This is a genomic window from Paenibacillus sp. LjRoot153 (assembly GCF_964253085.1).
Lineage (GTDB): Bacteria > Bacillota > Bacilli > Paenibacillales > NBRC-103111 > Paenibacillus_E.
Map to the genome: position 1 here is coordinate 5,566,433 of NZ_CAXUQH020000001.1, position 20,990 is coordinate 5,587,422.

At 41.8% G+C, this 20,990-nt stretch carries 14 protein-coding genes and 3 pseudogenes; 1 reads left to right on the plus strand and 16 read right to left on the minus strand.

Features of this window, described 5'->3' with window-relative positions; genetic code table 11:
- Nucleotides 1-71: 71 nt before the first annotated feature.
- The gene (locus ACSQ8P_RS24025; RefSeq protein ID WP_436237497.1) at nt 72-443 is read right to left on the minus strand and encodes a copper amine oxidase N-terminal domain-containing protein; all 372 of its coding nucleotides are present in this window, start codon (nt 441-443) and stop codon (nt 72-74) included.
- Nucleotides 444-1,211: 768 nt separating this feature from the next.
- Between ACSQ8P_RS24025 and ACSQ8P_RS24030 the strand changes: the two genes are divergently transcribed.
- A complete protein-coding gene (locus tag ACSQ8P_RS24030; protein ID WP_436237498.1) occupies nt 1,212-2,234 on the plus strand; it encodes an S-layer homology domain-containing protein in 1,023 nt (340 codons plus the stop codon).
- A 108-nt stretch (nt 2,235-2,342) separates the two neighbouring features.
- Here ACSQ8P_RS24030 and ACSQ8P_RS24035 read toward each other — a convergent pair whose 3' ends face one another.
- The 15 genes and pseudogenes from ACSQ8P_RS24035 to ACSQ8P_RS24105 all read right to left on the minus strand — a co-directional run bounded on the left by ACSQ8P_RS24035 (nt 2,343) and on the right by ACSQ8P_RS24105 (nt 20,982).
- Entirely contained in the window at nt 2,343-3,236 is an 894-nt protein-coding gene (locus ACSQ8P_RS24035) for a LamG-like jellyroll fold domain-containing protein (protein WP_436237499.1), read from the minus strand.
- Nucleotides 3,237-3,241: 5 nt separating this feature from the next.
- A complete protein-coding gene (locus ACSQ8P_RS24040) occupies nt 3,242-3,469 on the minus strand; it encodes a hypothetical protein (RefSeq protein ID WP_436237500.1) in 228 nt (75 codons plus the stop codon).
- Between the two features lie 89 nt (nt 3,470-3,558).
- Entirely contained in the window at nt 3,559-7,038 is a 3,480-nt protein-coding gene (locus ACSQ8P_RS24045) for a carbohydrate-binding protein (RefSeq protein WP_436237501.1), read from the minus strand.
- 441 nt (nt 7,039-7,479) lie between these two features.
- Nucleotides 7,480-10,716: a family 43 glycosylhydrolase gene (locus tag ACSQ8P_RS24050; protein ID WP_436237502.1), complete on the minus strand. Its 3,237-nt coding sequence runs from the start codon at nt 10,714-10,716 to the stop codon at nt 7,480-7,482.
- A 402-nt stretch (nt 10,717-11,118) separates the two neighbouring features.
- Complete coding sequence (locus ACSQ8P_RS24055) at nt 11,119-12,780, minus strand: response regulator (protein ID WP_436237503.1); 1,662 nt, start codon at nt 12,778-12,780, stop codon at nt 11,119-11,121.
- A 331-nt stretch (nt 12,781-13,111) separates the two neighbouring features.
- Complete coding sequence (locus tag ACSQ8P_RS24060; RefSeq protein ID WP_436237504.1) at nt 13,112-13,258, minus strand: aspartyl-phosphate phosphatase Spo0E family protein; 147 nt, start codon at nt 13,256-13,258, stop codon at nt 13,112-13,114.
- Nucleotides 13,259-13,294: 36 nt separating this feature from the next.
- Nucleotides 13,295-13,636, minus strand: coding sequence for a dockerin type I domain-containing protein (locus tag ACSQ8P_RS24065; protein ID WP_436239591.1), 342 nt, complete (start codon nt 13,634-13,636; stop codon nt 13,295-13,297).
- A gap of 507 nt (nt 13,637-14,143) precedes the next feature.
- Nucleotides 14,144-15,004, minus strand: a pseudogene (locus ACSQ8P_RS24070) (carbohydrate-binding protein); the annotation flags it as partial.
- A gap of 81 nt (nt 15,005-15,085) precedes the next feature.
- Nucleotides 15,086-15,439: pseudogene (locus tag ACSQ8P_RS24075) on the minus strand (carbohydrate-binding protein); the annotation flags it as partial.
- A pseudogene (locus tag ACSQ8P_RS24080) lies at nt 15,422-15,811 on the minus strand (glucuronoxylanase); the annotation flags it as partial. The pseudogenes ACSQ8P_RS24080 and ACSQ8P_RS24075, both read right to left, overlap by 18 nt.
- Before the next feature lie 181 nt (nt 15,812-15,992).
- Nucleotides 15,993-17,597: an extracellular solute-binding protein gene (locus ACSQ8P_RS24085; protein ID WP_436237505.1), complete on the minus strand. Its 1,605-nt coding sequence runs from the start codon at nt 17,595-17,597 to the stop codon at nt 15,993-15,995.
- 68 nt (nt 17,598-17,665) lie between these two features.
- On the minus strand, nt 17,666-18,538 hold the full coding sequence (locus ACSQ8P_RS24090) for a carbohydrate ABC transporter permease (protein ID WP_436237506.1): 873 nt from the start codon (nt 18,536-18,538) through the stop codon (nt 17,666-17,668).
- 13 nt (nt 18,539-18,551) lie between these two features.
- Nucleotides 18,552-19,496 (minus strand): ABC transporter permease, encoded by a 945-nt coding sequence (locus tag ACSQ8P_RS24095; RefSeq protein ID WP_436237507.1) that lies wholly within the window; start codon nt 19,494-19,496, stop codon nt 18,552-18,554.
- Between the two features lie 300 nt (nt 19,497-19,796).
- Nucleotides 19,797-20,633: an AraC family transcriptional regulator gene (locus ACSQ8P_RS24100; RefSeq protein ID WP_436237508.1), complete on the minus strand. Its 837-nt coding sequence runs from the start codon at nt 20,631-20,633 to the stop codon at nt 19,797-19,799.
- A gap of 13 nt (nt 20,634-20,646) precedes the next feature.
- On the minus strand, nt 20,647-20,982 hold the full coding sequence (locus ACSQ8P_RS24105; protein ID WP_436237509.1) for a hypothetical protein: 336 nt from the start codon (nt 20,980-20,982) through the stop codon (nt 20,647-20,649).
- Between the last annotated feature and the right edge of the window lie 8 nt (nt 20,983-20,990).

Sequence of the window (20,990 nt, forward strand, 5' to 3'; positions counted from 1 at the left end):
AATTAGAAAACGGAGCCCGCAAACCCGCGGTGCTCCGTTTTTGTTGTTGCAGAATTCGTTAGAAAAAATATTTAGAAATAATATTTGACTTCAGCGCCTAATGCTTCACTGACAAGTCTAATAGGGACAAATGTACTTCCGTTTATTATTTGAACTTCTGTATCTAATTCCTTCACTTCTCCATTAATTTCCACTTCATTAGAACCTACCCGAAATGACAAATCTGATTTAGCTGCAATAACAGAACGAGTATCATTCTCCCATGTTACTTTTGCATGTAATGCCTCGAATATTTTCCTCATAGGAACATATATTGACCCTTTAATATTTTGAGGATCTTCTTCAGTCGAATATTCTTGAATTTTACCATCTATCGCTACATATATGTGATCACCATAAGAAGTAACCACGCCACCAACTTGTCTTGCTTTTAACCAATTCAAAGAATCTTTGCTGATAGGATTATTAGCTAGATATATTTCCCAAAGATTGCTTTGACTTTCTAAAATTGAAATATCCGATAGATCATTATTAATAAGTGATACCCTTCTCAGATCCGTTTGTGATCTTCTTCATGGATTACTACTACCCTTCAAAAAAAAAGCAGACACTGAAAATTCATCAGATACCTGCTTCTTTTTTGTATATTTATTCATTTAATTGTATAAAACCACATCTAAGTAATTCTGAAACAAAACGTCTACTACTAAGCTTTTCTGCAACAATTCCAATTAATTCTGTAATTTCACACCTGTGATATTTCATATTCAATTAGAAAACGGAGCCTGCAAAACCGCGTGGCTTCGTTTTTAAACTCTTGAGGTTGTGAACACGAAACAAGGTAAAAGTATCTAAACAGAATCAAGATCTACTCTCGCCATAGTCACAAATTTCGATACTAAGGTAACCGGCTAAATAGCACAGAAATTTTCAAATCTTCCTGCTCAAGTCCCCTATTTCAATTTAAGTTGAATATTTCCTTTGAAAGTATTGTTATTTTATCATCACTCAAAATAACGAATAAAAATTTATTATTTTTGAAACAGAAACTGTATCGATTCTAGTTATGACGCAGGATTATAATAGAATCACACTAAGAAAACGCTTACGTTGTTGTAGTCTAATAATTTGGTTTTTATAGGGTTTGTGGTACATATCCGTGGTACGGGAGGGAGAATCCCTCCCTCGTCAAATTCGAGAGGATGGTATACATGCTTAAACGTAAACTGATTCTAACAACTCTAATTTGCAATATGTGTTTAACTTTGGCTGCAGCAGCCCCTGCAAACGCTGCGGACAACGCCAAATTCGAGATGACTGAACCCGTTACCGAAGCAGAAAATGGCGAATTTACAGTTACGTTGAGAGGACAAAATATCCAGGATTTATTTGCATACGAAGTAAAGCTTGGCATCGATGCTAACAATGTCGAAGTTGTAAAAGCCACCACAGCAATTACTGGATTCTCCGTTCCACCCATACTGAAAAACAATGAAATTACTTTTGCTCATACGAAAGTTGGTAAAGTGACTGGTGAGATGGGCAACGTAGACATCGGCACCATCACTTTCAAGGCCAAAAAAGCAGGAACGACAATTATTAATTGGACAAACATTAAAATAGTAGATTCGAGTTTGGACAGCAAAACATTTTCGCCAAACGCATCTACAAATTTCATTAAAGTTTTTGGCGACCTTGCAGGCCATTGGGCTAAATCTGATATTATGCAGATGGTAGATAAAAAAATCGTAGAAGGTATGGACGATAATCATTTTGCGCCTAATATGAATGTAACAAGAGCTCAATTTGCAACACTGCTCTCTAAGGCACTAGACCTAAAGGATGATACGGAGAATTATCCTTTTGCCGATGTAGCATCTGGCTCCTGGTTTGAGAACAGCGTGAAAAAGGCTTATGCTGCCGGACTTATCAACGGCATAGCGGATGACGCGTTTGCGCCGGAGCAAAATATCACTCGCGAGGAAATGACAGCTATGCTATTGAGAGCTAAAGCACATGCAACAGGATCTAATATTGAAGATATGACCGTCAAAGAGTCCATCAAATTCAGCGACGAGTCATCAATCAACGACTGGGCTAAAAAAGCAGTAGCACTTGCGGTCGAATCTGGCTTGATGAACGGCAGAACAGAAAGTGAATTTGCTCCGAAGGAGCATGCCAGTCGAGCTGAATCCGTTGTCGTTCTGAAAAGGCTCTTAACAGAGTTGAATTAAAAAGCTTCCTTTCTAGCTAGTTGCTGTGGGAAGGGAAGCTTTTTTGAAATAAGAAGAAGGGATAAATTGCAAATAAAGCCACTCCTAGGGAGCGGCTTATTTGTTCAACTACTCGAAGATCATGGAGGCAATGTATGCAATATCAATAATATCAATAATATCAATTATATTATCTCCATTCATATCGGCTATCTTCGCTGTTGCCCAACCTGCACTTGTTGAGTCCTTGCCATAATGGTAAGCACCAATTGCAAGATCACCTACATCGAGGCTTCCATTCTTGTTCAGATCTGCAGAAACGACCTTAATGACCGCCGCTTTGAAAATAACTTCAGCACTGCCCAGCGTTTCTACCGCATTGTCAACTTGAATCTGGGTGGCATTTACGTTGTCCTTTATAGCTTTTGCTGCATTAATAGCTGCGCCGCAAGCATCTACCTTACCATCATTTCCGAGGTATGCTGTGTTGCTGGAATTCCAAGTAATTGTCGTTCCATTGTAATTGCTTGGCAGATTTATATCACTTGAAACGATGTTCTTACCAATGCTTAAATGCGATTTGGCCTCTGTTACAAGTTGCGAGGCATCTATGGAAGCATTACACAATTCATATACTTTATCAGGAGCCAATGCCGTGGAATAAATCCTAAAATCGTCCACTTGGCCTGCATAGTATGGATCAGCGTAGAAGGACTTCCCTATGTATCCTGAATAATCCTTAGTTGCATCATACAATTCTGAAGGTCCGGCTGTTACATTTTTATTTGTTGCCACGGCAACTCCGTCCAAATATAGGACACTTGTTTTAGTCGCCGAATCAATTGTCGTTACTACATGCTTCCAAACGCCCGTTTCGTTATTAATTGCTGATTGCAGTTTCCCGCTCCATAATTTTGGGGTTAGAAACTCATACTTGGTTGAATCGACTCCAAGGGCGTATAGCCATTGCTTGGAACTGCCGCCACTCCATTTTACCCATACTGCGATTGTAATATTGCCCATCCCGTTTAAAAACCATTAGGAATTTTCACATAAGACGCTGTCGTTGAATTGGAGGCCCCTCCTGCCATAACATAGCTTTTACCGTCCACACCGGTATCTCTAGTAATTGCGTTGATGTATGTACCATTGAAACCGTTGCCTGAAGCATCCTGCACTGTAGTCCCACTTGCCTCATCAAACTTGTACCAGAGTTTGAGATTTGTATCGGTTGCGGCTTTCACGGCAGGTGACACGCCTTTAAAATAACTGTTTATTCGAGTTCTGCCCTATCCCGATTATCGAGAGAGGGCAGAACTCTCATTTCAACTAGTTATTACTTCAATTATTCAAGTATCTTAGTTGCAACAAACGCAATATCCAGAATGTCGATCTTATTATCAGCATTCACATCCGCAGCTTTAGCAGTTGCCCAATCTGCGCTTGTTGAATCCTTGCCATAATGGTAAGCAACCATCGCCAAATCTCCCACATTGATGCTTCCGTCATTATTCATGTCTGCAGACTTCATCACCGCAGCCTTGAAGATTTCCACTGCACCGCCCAGTGCTGTTACGGCACTGTCAACCTGAGACTGTGTTGCACTTGCATTGTCATTTACAGCTTTTGCTGCGTTAATGGCAACGCCAAACGCATCTTTCGCAGCCTGCGGATATTGACCCGTTTGTGTTCCAACAACAACAGTGTCAAACAGGCTTTGTGCATTCGTAATCGCAGCTGTCAATGCGGACTTATCTACAACAATTTCCACGCTGCCTACCGCAATGTTCTTACTGCCTAGAGCTCCCTGAATCACGGTTCCTTCTGGACCTACGCCGAAGTTAGCCTGGGTAGTTGCAATCGCTCCCGTCGTATCATGAACACCAGCCTTAACCTTGAAGTTCACATTTAAGACCGGAGTGTTTGCTCCAGTAACCCCTCCAATATTAGCGGCAATAAGTCTTACTTTTCCAGCCGTCGACTTATCCTCTTTAACGATCTGGATATTGTTGTTTGCACCTGTCGCACTAACATAGTCAAATACGTTGGCATCATAAGACAATGTGATGTCATGGGCATAAACACTTTGGGCCAAGTTGTCTAGATTAACGGCAACTGTGAAGCTGCTACCTGGCTTCACACTGCTGTCCGCCGAAATTGCAGCAGTAGGTACTTTTTGTTCAGGCCAGATTGGATCAGTGGTTGCATTGCTTGTGGTTAACAAGATCCGGTCTATAATTAAACCAGATTCCCTTCCCCACAAATTTAATACATGCTCGCCAGCGGAAACATTTATCGTCGTACCGCCTGTCACTGCTGTACCGCCATTACTGAGATTAACCCATCTAAATTGACTATTACTCACATTCTGAATGCCATTGGAAGTGAATTTATATGAATTATCCAATCCTACGTGGATGGAGTCGGTTTGGAAATTTCGACTCTTGGCAAGTAACCAAACATTGTAGGTTCCCGAAGCTGGAAAGTTAATCTTATAATTAAGCCTAGAACCAGCAGCGAGGCTGGCCGCATCTGTGCCTGACGTTATTGCCGTAGCATCGTCTGGGCCAAATAACATGGCTTTCGTTGACTGTCCGTCAACCAGCGACCAAGTATGTCCGTTTATGGTGCCATATACGTAAGCATTAACTGTGTTTACTGCTGCAGTTTCTGCTTCGATGGCAACTACTGCAGGCGTATTGACACTTACATTAATTTGCGTTGTTACTGCGTCACCTATTGTTCCTTTATAACTTACAGTAACATTGCTTGTTCCACTGGTTTTGGCTGAAATTGTACCGTTTGCAACATCTGCAACGGCAGGACTCAAATTCGTATAAGTTACTGATTTCGTTACATCCTCCGTATGTCCATCCATATACTCTGCTGTTATTTTAAATGTGGCGGTTCTGCCAGCATCCAGTGCGAAAGAAGCATTATCAACGGTTATCTTCTTCACCGTCAGCTCACTGTTCAAGTCTTTTACTTGTAGATTGAGTGTATCTGTTTTACCGCCATAGCTTACGTTGATGGTTGCCGTACCATACCCAGTACCTGTTACTACTCCGTTGCTGACACTAACAATGCCGCTTGGCGATGATGTTGTAGTTGCTTGAGCAGTCACATCTTCACTGGTTCCATCGGAGTATACGGCTGTAACCTTCATAGTTGCCTGGTTCGTTCCGGAAACAATATCAATCTTTTGTTTATCGATCGATGCATTAATAGCAGCTAGTTCATGAGCAGCGCTCTTTTGCTCGAACTGCCAAGAATCCACCTTAAAGAGATTACCTGCTGATGCCCCCCTGTATACCATATAAACATCATGGATACCCGCAGCACCTGTAACATTTGTTGTTTCTGTTTTCCAAACGCTGTCTCCGCCTGTGTTGGAAATCGGAAGTGTCCCAATCAAGGCACCGTCGGCACTGTCAAGACGGAGTTCGATCGTGCCACCAGCCGAACCGTTTGCAACATTAGCCTTAAAGATTCCTGCTCCAACATCACCGAAGTCGACTTTGGAAACGGCTGTCCAGTCTCCATCACTAATGTTGCTCACAGCCAGATTTACACTACTTACCATTCCGCCAGGTTCGGTGGTGGTTTCCGTGGATATGCCTCCATTCCAACCGATGGTTTCAGCCTCAACCCTAGTATATGGATTGAAGTTTTTCAACTGCGGGACACCTTTGTAATCTCCAGTAATATTTTGAATGACTCCGTTAGCATCCATATTTACCTTATTGATGTGTGCGTTGCGGTATCCGTGTGGTTGCCCCCCCATTTGAGGTACCGTCCCACTTTCAGCTAATGCTTTCGCAAGGGTCTGAGCATGGTAGACGATATACCATTGGTTGTTGAATTCAAAGACGGCATGGTGATTGTTGCCTCCGACACCGAAAAAGCTCGCTGGATTAGGCAGTATGGTTTTAACATACGTAAATGGACCCATTGGATTATCACTCACCATATAAGCAATCGTTCCGGTTGGAATATCCGATGGATGTCCGCTTGAGAAATTTGTACAATAGGAATAATAGTATTTTCCATTGTATTTATGGATCCCTGAGTCTTCAAACAACCAAGGCGGATTGATACGTCCTAGTGTTCCGCCACTTGCTGTCAGATCCAAACTAATCATATCGGCTCCTAGCTTTGCCACACGTGCTGTCCCAGGGTCAGCCTCCTTACCAGTCGGTACACCGCCTCCAAAATAAATATACCCGCTTCCATCATCATCAACCAGCACTGCTGGATCAAACAGCCATGTAACGTCACTAGCTCCTGGAGTGTTTCTATTCACTAGCGCTTTGCCAATTGGATCTGTAAATGGACCGATCGGACTGTCCGCTGAGAGCACGCCTATTCCGTTTGCACTATCTGCAAAGTAAAGGAAAAATTTCTCCTTACCATCTATCGTTTTATGTGCGGCTGCTGGAGCCCAGGAATTACTTGCCCATTTGGCCGCACCTTGCGCACCAGCTACAGGTATTTCACCGTGGTCTGTCCAGTTGATCATATCGTCAGATGAAACAACCGTAATCTTATTAATCTTACTATATCCGTTATCCTTAATGGTCCCGTCTGCATTGTATTCAAATACATCATTGGTCATGTAAACATAGACTCTGCCGTTATATACCATGGCATACGGATCAGCACCAAACTTTTGCGTAAATAGCGGATTAGCGTTGCCAGGTGTTTTGGCGATTGCTGGCGTGACCGTAGTCGTCGCAGCCTCAACCCTCTCTGTAATTACTGGGCTTGATGTGAGGGCAACAGTTAGAGCCATTGACACCCCAAGTATTTTCTTCCACTTTTTCATAGAACAACCTCCACCATCATGAAATGATTTTTGTTACGTTAGACATCACATTTCTTATTGCACTCTACAACTCGCTTTTACCTAGACACCTCCTTTCACTCCATCTACATCACAAAAGTAAAGCGCTTTCACCGACACTGACACAGAATAATTTCCCTGTCCTTATCTGCTTCTTGGTACCGAAATATCTCTCATGACTACGTATGTCCTTTAAACTGATTTAATTATAACTTTGCGATTAGGAAATCACGATGTAATTTCTTTTTTTAAAAGTTGAAATTTTAGGTGGAAATTTCCATGAAGTAAATGTAAAAAATGAGTAATTTTAGGCGAATAAGGCGAGCTAATTGATTATTTTTTTTGGGAAAGCTCTATCCCATAATGAAATTACATGTTTAGGAATAGAGCTTACTAGCATTCAGTTTTTGTTAGCGTAATGACCTATTGAAGTATTTTGGATGCAACAAACGCAAGATCCGTAATATCGATTGTATTATCACTGTTCATATCAGCTTTCTTAGCTGCTGCCCAGTCTGTGCTTGAAGCATCCTTACCGTAATGGTAAGTAACCATTGCAAGATCACCTACATCGATACTTCCATCATTGTTGATGTCTGCGGACTTCGTAACAGCTGCTTTAAAGATATCTACAGCGTTGCTTAGTGCAGTTACAGCACCGTCAACTTGTGACTGCGTCGCACTTGTGCTGTCTTTTACAGCTTTGGCTGCGTTTATAGCAGCGCCGAGCGCATCTTTGGCCGACTGCGGGTATTGACCAGACTGAGTGCCGACGATTGCTGAATCATACAAACTTTGGGCATTCGTTATGGCCGTTATCAACGTATTTTTATCTACGACAACTTCAATACTGCTGATTAAAATGCTCTTACTGCTTAGAGCTGCTTGAACGACTATTCCATCCGGATCAGCCAGCTTAGCCTGGGTAACTGCAATCGTTCCAGTCGTATCATGAACACCAGATTTCACCTTAAAAGTAAGATTCAAAATTGGCGTGCTGCCTCCCGTTATCCCTCCGATATTGGCAGAAATGAGTCTAACTGTTCCGCTGGTTGCTTTATCCTCGCCAGCAATCACAATGTTCTCATTGGAGCCTGCCGCACTTACGTAATCAAAAACGTTGGAATCATAGGAAAGGGTAATGTCCTGAGCATAAGCCGTTTGTATCAGGTTGTTAAGGTTAAGTGCCACATTAAAACTGCTACTAGGCTTTACACTGCTGTCTGCTGTAATCGCAGCTGTAGGTACTTTCGGCTCAATAGTCGGCCAAACAGGATCTGTGGCTGAATTACTTGTGGTTAAATAGATTCGGTCAATAATTAAACCTGACTCCCTTCCCCATAAGTTGAGTTCGTGCTCGCCAGCGGAAATATTTAATGTTGTGCCGCCTGTCACAAGCGTACCGCCATTACTGAGATTAACCCATTTAAACTGGCTGTTACTCACATTCTGAATACCATTGGAAGTAAATTTGTACTGATTATCCAATCCGATGTGGATAGAGTCCGTTTGAAAACTATGACTCTTCGTAAGTAACCAAACATTGTAGCTTCCAGTGGTTGGAATGTTAATTTTGTAATTAAGTCTGGAACCTGCAGCAAGGCTTGCAGCATCAGTCCCTGGTGTAACAGAAGTGCCATCATCCGGACCAAATAACATTGCTTTCGTGGTTTGTCCGTCAATAAGCGTCCATGTATGGCCATTTGCGATACCTTGTACATAAGCATTTGCTGAGTTTTCTGCGGCCGTTTCCGCCTCAATGGTCACGATGGTTGGCGTATTAAAATTAATGGTATAGACTGCCTGCAGACCATCCTTGCTTACAGTCACTGTAGCCTTTCCTGGTAGAGCCATTGCTTGTGTAATCGTGACATTTGCGTCAGAGTCATTTGAAGCAGCTGTAACTTGCGGAGGTGCTGAACCTGCAGGAAGATCTACGGAGTAAGTATATACACTTGAATTGAATCCACTAAGTTGTACGCCATTCACTTGAAGCGATTTTAGATTCGTATCGAAATTTGATCCCGACAACTTGTCATCTAATTTAAAATAATCAAAATCAACATAACCGCCTGTTGTTTTTGTTGCGAAGTTAAATAATGCAAACCGGTAACCCATAAAATGCGGGAGTGTATACGACATTTGGAGTGTATTTCCTATAGAAGCCCAACGTTGACCATCAAGACTGAAATAGAAATAAGCTTTATCTGTCCTATTCTTAAAATCGAGTTCAGTCCTTAAGTAGACAGTATTTTGATTTAGAGGGATACTTGCTAATTCCACTGGCGATCCTGAACTGCCATTCACCATGATGACAGATTTCGTATTGCCAGACATTTTGACGCCAACATATCCATAGTTTTTTTGAAATGCAGCAATTCCAGCATAATCCCCGTCTTTCATATTGCTAACATCCAAAGCAATCGTTCCTGAACTTTCCGGCCCGAAGGTTCTCTGTGTAAGAGAGTTTCTTGCATTTAAAATATCAGTGCTCGTTTGTCCTGTCTTAAGTCTCAGATACCCGGGGCGATCAGTTAAAGACCAGAACCTATTATCGGGATTATGGTTCCATTGCCATACTAGTGAGAGGTTCGATCCATTATCGTCATTCTCACCACTCGCTACTGCTGTGTGATAAGCTGCGACCTTTTCTGTTCTCTGATCGAAATTATCTGATGAAACCCAGGACTTCGAAAGTGCCGCTGGAATCCCCGTATCATTGACATCACCGAATACAGGCCATCCATCCTGACTCCAAGTCATCGGTACAATGTAAGGAATACGACCGACTGAGCCATAATCTTGGAACAACACGCCATACCAATTCCCATCAGGGGACTGAACAACTCCCCCTTGCGCTACACCGGCACTGTTAGAATTACTACCGGATCTTAAAGCAATTTTCCCTTCGTATGTGCCATCTATCGTATCAGCTCTGTGTACTAATTCAGTACGAATACTCCCTGTAGGCCATGAAATGTTGAAAATATAATATTTACCATTAATTTTATAAATATGAGAGCCTTCAGCCCCAAGACCGCCAGAGCCTCCTGGAGCACTTGCATTTTGAATGATTGTTTTATTCATTCCACCTGCTTTGATTGCTGTGGCATCGTCTGTAAGCTCAATTATTTTAATCGTTCCATTTCCATAAACCATATATACACGTCCGTCATCATCAAACAGCAAGGACATGTCATGATAAACGCCACCAGCTAGTTCATACTTTTCCCACTGACCTTTTTCTATGTCCGTAGTCTGGAAAATATAGGTCTTACCGATATCATTGGAAGCAAACACCACATAAAACTTGCCGTTATTGTATCTAATGCTGCTTGCCCATGAGCCCTGTCCGTATATGTTCTGTCCATTTGAAAGCGTTTGCTTGTTATTAGCAGCTAGGATATCGTAAACATAATTGACGATTTCCCAATTTACGAGATCCTTAGACTTCATAATTGGTACTCCAGGATTCACGTGCATCGTAGTGCTGGTCATATAATAAGTATCGTTTACCCTAATGACATCAACATCCGGTACATCTGCCCAAATAATTGGATTTTTAGCAGTACTCTCTGCTGCGTGTGTCGTGTTGTTACCTGGTAAACAACTTACTACTAATGTAAAAACTAATAAGAATGCAAACATTTTTTTATACATGGATTTGAATTTCCTCCCATTCTGGCTCAAATTTAAAAGTTAGTTTTTAACCATTTGGACGAATGACTTGAATTCCCATGATTTCGAAAGCAGAAATTGATAGCGCTTTAAAATTTAGCTATAAGCCTCTCTCTCCTCCCTGGTTAATATTTCCTTTATTATAACTGTGTCAAATTAAAATCACGATGTAATTTCTTTTTTTAAAAGTTTACTTTTTTTAGGTAGGCGTATAAATGGCACACTGAAAGAACACTTAGCTTCTGTTGAACTAAAATTGTTATTGAATTGCAAAAATTAAAGGACACTGGTGGAATTTGATTCCGCAAGTGTCCTTACTATTTTCAAGCAAAATGAGTACATTCGTTTAGGTTCATGAGGTTGCGTAGACAGGATTAGTCATATTTATCGCATGATAATCTGTTCACTAGCATCACCACGCTCCATGACTAAGAGGGCGTTGTCTAAATTCCCATTTTTCTTAAATTCCGTGGTAGTCATCCCCGTTATTCGTTTAAACAGAGTTGAGAAATAATGAGAGTCGTTATAGCCAACGAGAAATGCAATTTCAAACGATTTGAACGATGTCGTCTTAAATAACTCCATCGCTTTACGTATGCGATAATGCGTCAAATACTCAATAAATGTACGACCTGTTTCCTGACTGAAAACTTTGCTTAGATGGCTGGAACTCACCTTGACATACTCCGCAGCATCTTGAAGTGAAAAGGTGTCATTATTGTAATTAGCATGTATATATTCCTTGACACTTCTGAGCATTTCACCATATCTGTCGTTAGTCTGAGAACGCCATGACCAGAATTGATTCGTAAGGATGGTCAAATATTGGACAGCCTCATCAGTGGAACGGACCGTTTTAAGAATTTGCTGTAACTGCTGGAGCGTTTCTTCAGGCGAATCCCAATGCCGGTACATGTCCTTAGCCGAACGGAAAACCTCCAAAGTTAAATCGTTAAGAATGTAATAGCCGATTGGAGCTGTGGACCAGTCAATTCCGCTCAATGCCGAGGCATACCCCTCAATAAACGATGACAATTGTGAAGAGGATCCAATTTTCAAGAAATTTACAAACAAAGTACGGTCCAAGAAGACGTACTGCTCCATAGGGCCTGAGATCGATTCCCACAGTGTGACCCGGTTTTGGCTTGACAGTCGCCGCCAGTGCATATCCTCAACGGCTTCCAGAAAGGAGAGGTGAATATTCATAAGTCGCTCCTGTACGTTGCCGATACCCAAAGCGATTGAAATCGAGGTAGCGGGGACCTGCTCGGTATTCATATTTAGTATTTCCTTGAATATTACCAGCTCATTCTTGATTTGTTCCAGTGTCTCTCCTTTGATCAGCCAGCAGATCTCGGTACGGCTTCGCTTGAAATGTAACAATTCCTTATGATCGAGCACTTGTTGAAATTTACTAAGCAAATCATTCTCTATTTGACTCACTACATCGAGATCTGATAATGGCTTGTCTTCAAAAGTACGAACTTCTGAGATGACGACAACATAATACCTCGCTTGCAAATCTAGCGACAACGACGTACCGAGTTGAATAGCTTCGACCGTTGTAACAAAACCGCTGCACAGATCATTGAGCAATTTCTCTCGCGAAATTTCCGTTTTCTCCATTTCACTTTGCCTCAACTTGTCAATGCTAGCCTTTATTTCGCGCTCCTTATCGATCAATTCGCTTGTGGAACGTAGTAGCTGGATGAGATCTGAGGGACAGATTGGCTTCAGACAGTAATCGTGGACCCCCATCCGCAATGCTGTTCTTGCATAACCGAAATCCTCATGTCCCGTCAAAATGATGATTTTCACTTCCGGATTCCGTTCTCGGACGATTGCGCTTAAATCCAGACCGTTCATAAAGGGCATCATAATGTCAGTAATGACGATGTCCGGACGTAATTGCTCGATTAAAGTCAGTGCCATTTCCCCATCGGGGGCGTCTCCGCAATAAATAAAGCCCTCTTGTTCCCATTGCGTGTTATCTCGTATCGTTTCCCGAATCAGAATTTCATCATCAACTAGCATGACCTTTTTCATTTCGTCTCACCTTTTTTCCATTTGAATGAGAAGGGCGACTAATTTACTTGATTGCGGCTTGTTGCTGATGTCAACACTGTAGTATCATTTCCCCTTGTGAATACTGACCCTTAAATATAAAACGCTTTCAATGTTTTGCAACAGTTCTCTTATTTACTATTCTATCAGTCTACACTCCAAATTTTAATGAACAAACTATGGATATTTTGTAATTATATCGAATTTTCGTAGTCCGAACTAATAACTCATGAAAAGGTTAACCAGATCATTCTGGTTAACCTATTTGTGAAAAATCCTCAATTTGTTCAGAAAATAATGAGTTATTGTTTGGTCACACCAATAATTCGATAATAAGATCATCTAATTCTTGTGACAATCTCAGCATCGCATCTGAACAAAGATCTTCACTTTTCCCAGCATAATTGAGCTCATTCCTTTTGGACTCGATCGCAATTTCGATCTCTAACACTTTATCCACCTCTTTGATAATGAAGGAACGGTAGTTTTCTCCATCTTATTCAAGTATATTGTTTGCAACATACGCAATGTCAATAATATCGATCTTACTATCGTTGTTCATATCTGCAATCCTAGCTGTTGCCCAGCCAGTGGCGGTAGAATCCTTACCGTAATAGTATGCTGCAATTGCAAGGTCACCTACATCGATGCTTCCGTCTTTATTGAGATCTGCAGACTTCATAACTGCTGCCTTGAAGATATCTACTGCACCACCCAGTGTTGTTACACTACTATCAACCTGGGACTGTGTCGCACTTGGGTTGTCTATGACAGATTTTGCTGTATTGATCGCAGCGCTTAATGTATCTTTGGCTGCCTGCTGGTATTGACCAGGCATTGTGCCGACTACTGCTGCGTCATAGAGGGTTTGTGCATTCGTAATGGCTGTTGTCAATGCTGTCTTATCTACACCCACTTCCAAACTGCTGATTGAAATACTCTTTCTACCAAGAGCCGCCTGAATTAAGACTCCATCAGAATCAGCAAGGTCTGCCTTGAATGCTTCAATCGCTCCGATCGTATTTTGAACACCACCCTTTACCTTAAAGTTCAGATTTAGAGCCAGTGTGCTCGCTCCCGTTATCCCTCCGATATTGGCGACAATGAGTCTAACTTGTCCAGCAGTTGTCTTGTCCTCCCCAACGATCTCGATGTTGTTGTTTGCCCCCGCCGAACTTACATATTCAAATTTATTGGTATCATAGGTCAAGGTAATATCTTCGGCATAAACAAGTTGTTCCACGTTGTTCAAACTGACAGCTAATGTAAAGCTGCTCCCAGGCTTCACACTGCTGTCTGCTGTGAGTGCAACTGTAGGTATTAGGTTGCCCGTATTAACATCGGCTACAAAGGTTGTAACGCTTTGGGCAGGTAGTTCGGCTGTAAATGAACTGTTCGACACATTGATGGACGCTCCTACTGCAAGATTCTTGCTACTGTCCGTTACCCATGAAGCTACTTTCGATGCTGACTCGTTCTGCAAAACAAACTTTTGACTCACTGCTGTATTACCTTTATTAACTGCGACAATAACCGCCTTATTGTCACCCTTATAAGCAGATGTATAAATCTGCGGTTCGGGATTTTTGGTAGCTTCAACCCTTACGTAGCCAGGACGAATAAATTTCGAGTAATGTGCCATCATGTATCCACGTTTGCTTATCGTGCCGTCCTCTTTCATGGGACCATATTGCCTGCGGATGTACCACCATACATATGTTTGAAAATTCCCTTCTACCATGGCATTATACATATGCTCTGCAACACCCAATGCCTCGGGCCAGCGATCTGCCGAATCGCTCTCACTATTCGGATAGTATACTTCTGTCATCCACAATTCTTTTCCCGCTCCCTTTTGTTCGAAAAGTGGGTAAGGGAAATCTTTATAATTAGTGCCATACGTGTGGGCACCGAGAATATCCATATTTGCAAGAGCCTTCGAATCGTTCAATATTGGGTCTGACATTCGTTTTACATAGGAAAATGACTCTGGTGCTATAACCCTATTATTTATGGATCCAGCATTTTCTTTCATAAACCGAAGCATTTCATCTGGGCTCCACCATGTCCAATCATGAGCATAATCAGGCTCATTTTGAACAGAAATCGCATACAGATTCACACCGTTGCTCTTCATATATGAATCGAATTCGTTCAGGTACTGCGCATATTCATCGTACATATCGTATTTAAGCCGTTTTGATGTTGAATCCTCTACATATGGGGAAACGTTGATATTATCAATATTCGGGCCTTCAGTACCAGTAGTTACTAGTTTTAAAGTATTGGTTCCGTTCTTCATGGATACCTGGATTGATGTTTCCCCCCAAGTTGTCCAACTGCCGGTTGCTGCAAAGGCCACATTGCTAAGCACTTTCGTCCCATTAACATATACATCCAGATTGTTTGGCCCATCCTGCAGCGCATACCGAACTCTTATATTTTTAGTCCCTGTACTGCCTATCATAATGTTATTCCACTGAACAGCCGCATTAGATGAAGCTTGAAAGTCGACATATCCGGTACTGCTATAGCCCGAATTTGTACTATCCACTGCGGAGCTGGTCAATGTTGTCCCCGTCTCAGCTTCATAAGTGGTGCCGCTGCCCGAGTTACTACCAAGACTGAAAGTTTCGAGCATCTCACTTGGAGGGTTCCAAGGTGAGGCAAACACGATTGCTCCGTGTTCTATCGCTTTTTTTGCAGTTTCCAATTCTCTTTTCCAGTTGTTTTTATCTGGGTCTATAAAAATTCTCAAAACAGAAAAGCCCAACTGATTCTCTTCGTTACCAAAAGCTGTTTCTCTTTGAGTTGGTGTTAAATCTCCAATCCATGCAGGGTGGTTCATGCCTCCAAAACCGCGAATTACTTGCTTTTCTGCCGATAAATCAACGATTACGTCGTTTGGTGATGACGCCGCTGAAACCTCAGTCAAAGCAGGTACAAAGAATAACGGCATCGCAGTTACACATGCCAAGAGTACGCTAACTGATTTTTTAATCCGTGGGACCATTGTTTTCATCTCCTTAATTGAAATCGCTCTCAATAAGATTTTAATAAAATAAAGATTGTAATTACATGGATTATTTTATTTAAAACCTTTAAATTTTTGGATTCCCTTCTATTTTCTTAAAAGGAGAATGAAACTCGGTTCCCCCATTGAGAGAGAACCGAGTTTCTTAGACAATATAGAATTATTTCTTGTAGGATTGTTGATACGCCTGTCTTCTTTCTTTCATAACGGCTTCGCCTCCAGCATCCTTCCATTCCTTAAGTTGCTGATCATAGATACTGTCGACTTCGTTAGACTTGGCAGTAATAATTTTTGCAAGCATCTGCTTGACCTTGTCATTCAGAATCTGCGAGTACTTAATTTCCGCCTGAATCGGAATGTCCACGCGCGGGCCTGTATACCCGTCACGTGCACCCGTCTTAATACTGCTGATGGTGAAGTCTTTAAATTGCGGGTCGGTCGCATTGGCTGCCATGTTCTTTTCTGGTGTGTCCGTGCTCACGTATTTACCATTCATAATCATGGCGTAATCTTGATTATTAAAGAGAATCTGATTGGCTTCAGGCGTTGTCAAAGCAAATGGAATGCCGTCGTCCCCTGTTTTGTAAGAAACGCCCTCTTGTCCGAATTGCAGCGCGATAAGATTCTTCGGTTCCGCCATCCAGTTCAAATATTTGATAACCGAATCAACGTTTTTACTTGCTGCTGGAACCATCAGATAAACACCGCTAGGAGAATACATCGGCTTAGGGTACTTGCCGTTCGACGCTTTGAACGGATCAATCGTCGCGAGAACAGCTTCAGGATTGTTTTTCTTCAGGTTTGCATAGTATCCACTGTAAATAGGATCGTTTGTGTTCGGTGTGGCAGACCCTGCAAGACCGCCTACGACTTGCTTGTTGAATGTCTGACTGAAGTCTGCCGCAAGCGGGAAGTCTTTATCGAGTAGGCCTTCGTTGTATAGTTTGTTTAGAAACTTGAAAGCTTCCTTGTTACCAGGCAATGTCCACCCGTCTGGATCAGCGAACAAATCCTCTTCGGTAATCTTATTCCAATCCCAGAACGAGTTGGTCAGCGGTTTAATATGGAACATATCTATCAACGTAAATGGAATGACTTTTCCGCCTGTATTACCTGGATCCTTCTCCTTAAACGCTTTCAATGTTTGATACCATTCATCCGTCGTCGTCGGCAAAGGCAGATTTAATTTATCCAACCAATCTTTACGGATGATACTTGTCGTTTGCGATTGGATGACCCGTAACGCTGGAATCGTAAATTGCTTGCCGTTAAAAACGCCGTCCTTCAGTGTTGGAGCAAGCACTTTCTTCAACTGAGGTCCGTATTTATCAATCGCTGGCCCAAGATCCGCAATTCCACCGCTTTGCACATAACTTTGAACAGTTGGCTTGTCGTACGTAAAGACGAGATCGGGCGCAGTTCCAGAAGCCATTAATACATTCAGCTTCTTGACTTCCTCGGAGCGAGGGATGGTGACAAACTTGATCGTAATATTGTTCGGATCTCCAAAGTTTTTCTGAACATACTGCGTCATGAAATTGTCAGTGATTGGCGGAGCGCCTGCTGGTGCATTACTTCGATCAAACAGCTCAACCGTCAAATTGATCGGTGGACCTTTCGGGGTCTCGCTCGCACCTGTTGAACTTCCCGGAGTAGCTGAGTTACTTGGGCTGTTTTGTGAGTTGCTGCAGCCTGCAAGCGCGATAGCAGACGTCGCTAAAACTGCCATTGCTACGTTAATGGTTTTGCGAAATTTTACTCGCATGCGTAATCCTCCCTTTAATCTATTAAGTGTATAGTGAATTCAACCGCTTGAAACGGTCGAGACAGCTATCAGCCTTTAACTGCACCTACAAGCATGCCAGAGATAAAATAACGTTGGAGCCAAGGGTATACGAGTAAAATTGGCACAGTTGCGAACATGATGCTTGCCGCCTGCAAGCTCTCTGGCACTGGAGAAGAACCTCCAAATCCTTCCTGGGCTGTGGCATCGTTCACCTGGCTGTTAATCACGATCTCATATAGCTTTTGTTGAATGGGATATAGGTGTGCGTCGTTAATATAGAACAGCGCATCCTGAAACATGTTCCATCGATCGACCGCAGAATACAAAGCCAATGTCGCTAGAATTGGTAATGACAACGGTAGCACTATTCGCATCAAATAGCGGAAATGACCACATCCGTCCATCCAGGCAGAATCTTCTAGTTCAACTGGGAGCTGTGTGAACGATGTTTTCAGGATAATTAACAAGAATGCGTTGATGAGCAGAGGTAAGACCAGCGACCATACGCTATTCAACATATGAAGCTCTTTAATCAACAAGTAGTTTGGTATAATCCCTGGATTAAAGAACATGGTTATGATGATCAGAGCGAACAGGATGTTCTTCCCCTTAAAATTCCGCCGGCTAAGTGGATATGCAGCTAGGATTGTGGCGATCAAGCTCACAATTGTGTAAATGACAACAAGCCAGATCGTAAAGAATAGCGAGCGGATCATGCTTAGATCACCAAATACGTTCTTATACGGTTCGAAATTTAAATCTATCGGCCATAATGTCACTTCGCCGGACATGATTGCCCGATTACCACTGAGCGATAACGAGAAAATATGGATCATGGGCACCACACAGAACAAACAAAAGATGCCCAGTAGAAGCATAATAACCGTATTGCCTATTTTCTCAGCCGGATTTTGAATCATATATGTACCCCCATTAAAAAATGCCCTGATTATTGATTTTTCTCGAAATGAACTCTGCCGACAGAAGAAGAATTAATCCGACTACTGACTGGAACAAACCGACAGCAGTTGCAAGTGCAAATCTTGCGGATTGAATCCCTACAGAATATACATAAGTGCTGATTACTTGAGCGTAATCCATCACATATGAGTTCTTCAGAACATAAGGTTGCTCGAAGCTGATATTGGCCATATTTCCGATCTGAAGAATGAACAAGACGACAATGGTCGGTTTAATGCCTGGTAAAGTAATATGCCAGATCTTGCGCATTCGGGTTGCACCATCTACTTCTACCGCTTCATACAATTCCTTATTGATTCCTGTAAGCGCTGCTAAATAAAGAATCGTTCCCCAACCGGCATTGCGCCAAACCCCTGCCCCAACATAAGTTGCAATCCATAGCGCCGGTTTTTCCAAGAATGGGATGGGTGAAGCACCTATCGCCATCAACATATGATTAATCGAACCATTATTGGTTGATAGCAACTCGATGGCCATCCCCCCTACGATGACCCACGAAATAAAATGGGGCAAATACATCAATGTCTGGCTAACCCTCTTGTACCATTGCACCCGAAGTTCATTTAGAAGAAGTGCTAACATAATGGGAACCGGAAAGGTAAGCAATCCGAGTACGTTCAACATCAAAGTGTTTCGAAGTGCCTTATAAAATTCGGGCATGGCGAAGATTTCCTTAAAGACTGCTAACCCTACCCATGGACTGGCCCAAACCCCTTTAAATATGTTGTAATCTTTGAAAGCAACCATAACGCCAGCCATCGGAATATACCTAAAAATGATGAAAAATGCTATTGGTACGACTATCATTGCGTATAGTGACCACTGTCTTTTCAAATAGGCAACGCCACCTCCTTTGACTGCAAGAATGGAGGTTGTAGTGCTAGCTTCTGTTTTCATTACATCGTTCCTCTCCATTTGGTGTACTCACCTATGTGTATTTTTCAACATAATGTTGCTCGCTTCAAATGCTTAGGAAATCAATCCAAATTTAAGCTCTCGTAGGCTACTATGATTCTTTCTTTTTATACTTAAATTGTAAATTTAAGCGTTTTCAAAATCCATGGACAAACTATATATCGTTTGTATAAATTATGGATAACATTTTAATTCGCTCATAACTGTGACAACAAAAAAAAGAACCTCCGAATAATCGAGAATTAGAGGTTCTCGTCATGTTAGAACAACACTATATTTTGTTCAGACTATTACTATCCTATTGCTCAGGGTTTCAAATTCCTGTCGATCAGACCTACTATTCTCTATCAAAATTCTGGATGGCGGAAAACCTTTTATTTTTTTGAATAACTTGCTGAAATAATAAATATCTTCAAAGCCGCATTTATAAGCTGCTTCCTGTACGGTAAACTCACCGCTAAGAAGAATATTCTCAGCATTATTGATTTTCATTCTGTTAATATATTCCTTAACGGATGCACCCATGTATTTCTTAAAAAGAGTTCCAAAATACGCAGTGGTCAAGCCAGCAAGGGATGCTAGCTCCTCAACTTCTATTTGATTTTGCAAGTTGCTTAAAATGTATCTAATGGATCTCTGTATTCGTTTGTCTATGTTCACATTTTTGTCTTTAAAGTACAAAGCCTTGAAATAGTAATGAAGGATCATAAGCAACAATGCGCGTGCTTTCAATTCATGACCTTTATTTTTCTTTAACCATTCAAATGTTAATTCATTGTACAATGAATGTAATTCTTCGGGCTCACCGATATGAGATATTAATGGAAACGGCAGATTAACATCTTTGCCTTCCATATCATAGAGTTGAATATTTAGCGCATAACTGGTCATTAGATTTGCAGAGTCAGTGGTTGCACTTCGGCGACTGCCCTTAGGGATACACAGGAGATCTCCTTGATTTACTTCATACACAATACCATTAATGCAGTAGTAAGCCCTTCCTTTGAAAATATATGTTAAATCGTAAAAATCTGTTGTCGCATCTTCAATAATCCAATTGGGTGTGGAGTGTCTATTAATGAATAATTCAATTTGAGGATTAATTTCGACATATTCCATAGAAATTATCCTTTCATCGTTGATGGCTGCTTGTAACCCAGCCTTGGATCCGACTGTATATAACCGTACTGGATGAAGGAAGTGACTTAAACTGTAACTGAAGTAGGTCGCCGCTTCCGCTCACCGTATTCTCCTGACCTTGAGAATAGGCTAGAATACGCACTTTGCCTGGCGCGACTTCATGTCTATCAACAACGGCAAAGCCTGTCTTTAATGACTGGACGCTTGCCAAACCATAGTTCACGTTAAAGGACTGGCCTGGAGTAACACTGCCAGTACCTGTTAATGTCGCCAAAACCGAATCTGAGTACCGTTTTGCGGGGTGATCGTTTTTAAACGGTATCTTCATTTCGACAT

What these genes read in the sequence shown, in the direction of transcription:
- ACSQ8P_RS24030 (WP_436237498.1), top strand. Translation starts at nt 1,212, where the DNA reads ATGCTTAAACGTAAACTGATTCTAACAACTCTAATTTGCAATATGTGT.
- ACSQ8P_RS24035 (WP_436237499.1), bottom strand. Translation starts at nt 3,236, where the DNA reads ATGGGCAATATTACAATCGCAGTATGGGTAAAATGGAGTGGCGGCAGT.
- ACSQ8P_RS24045 (WP_436237501.1), bottom strand. Translation starts at nt 7,038, where the DNA reads ATGAAAAAGTGGAAGAAAATACTTGGGGTGTCAATGGCTCTAACTGTT.
- ACSQ8P_RS24050 (WP_436237502.1), bottom strand. Translation starts at nt 10,716, where the DNA reads ATGTATAAAAAAATGTTTGCATTCTTATTAGTTTTTACATTAGTAGTA.
- ACSQ8P_RS24055 (WP_436237503.1), bottom strand. Translation starts at nt 12,780, where the DNA reads ATGAAAAAGGTCATGCTAGTTGATGATGAAATTCTGATTCGGGAAACG.
- ACSQ8P_RS24065 (WP_436239591.1), bottom strand. Translation starts at nt 13,636, where the DNA reads ATGCCTGGTCAATACCAGCAGGCAGCCAAAGATACATTAAGCGCTGCG.
- ACSQ8P_RS24085 (WP_436237505.1), bottom strand. Translation starts at nt 17,597, where the DNA reads ATGCGAGTAAAATTTCGCAAAACCATTAACGTAGCAATGGCAGTTTTA.
- ACSQ8P_RS24090 (WP_436237506.1), bottom strand. Translation starts at nt 18,538, where the DNA reads ATGATTCAAAATCCGGCTGAGAAAATAGGCAATACGGTTATTATGCTT.
- ACSQ8P_RS24095 (WP_436237507.1), bottom strand. Translation starts at nt 19,496, where the DNA reads ATGAAAACAGAAGCTAGCACTACAACCTCCATTCTTGCAGTCAAAGGA.
- ACSQ8P_RS24100 (WP_436237508.1), bottom strand. Translation starts at nt 20,633, where the DNA reads ATGGAATATGTCGAAATTAATCCTCAAATTGAATTATTCATTAATAGA.
- ACSQ8P_RS24105 (WP_436237509.1), bottom strand. Translation starts at nt 20,982, where the DNA reads ATGAAGATACCGTTTAAAAACGATCACCCCGCAAAACGGTACTCAGAT.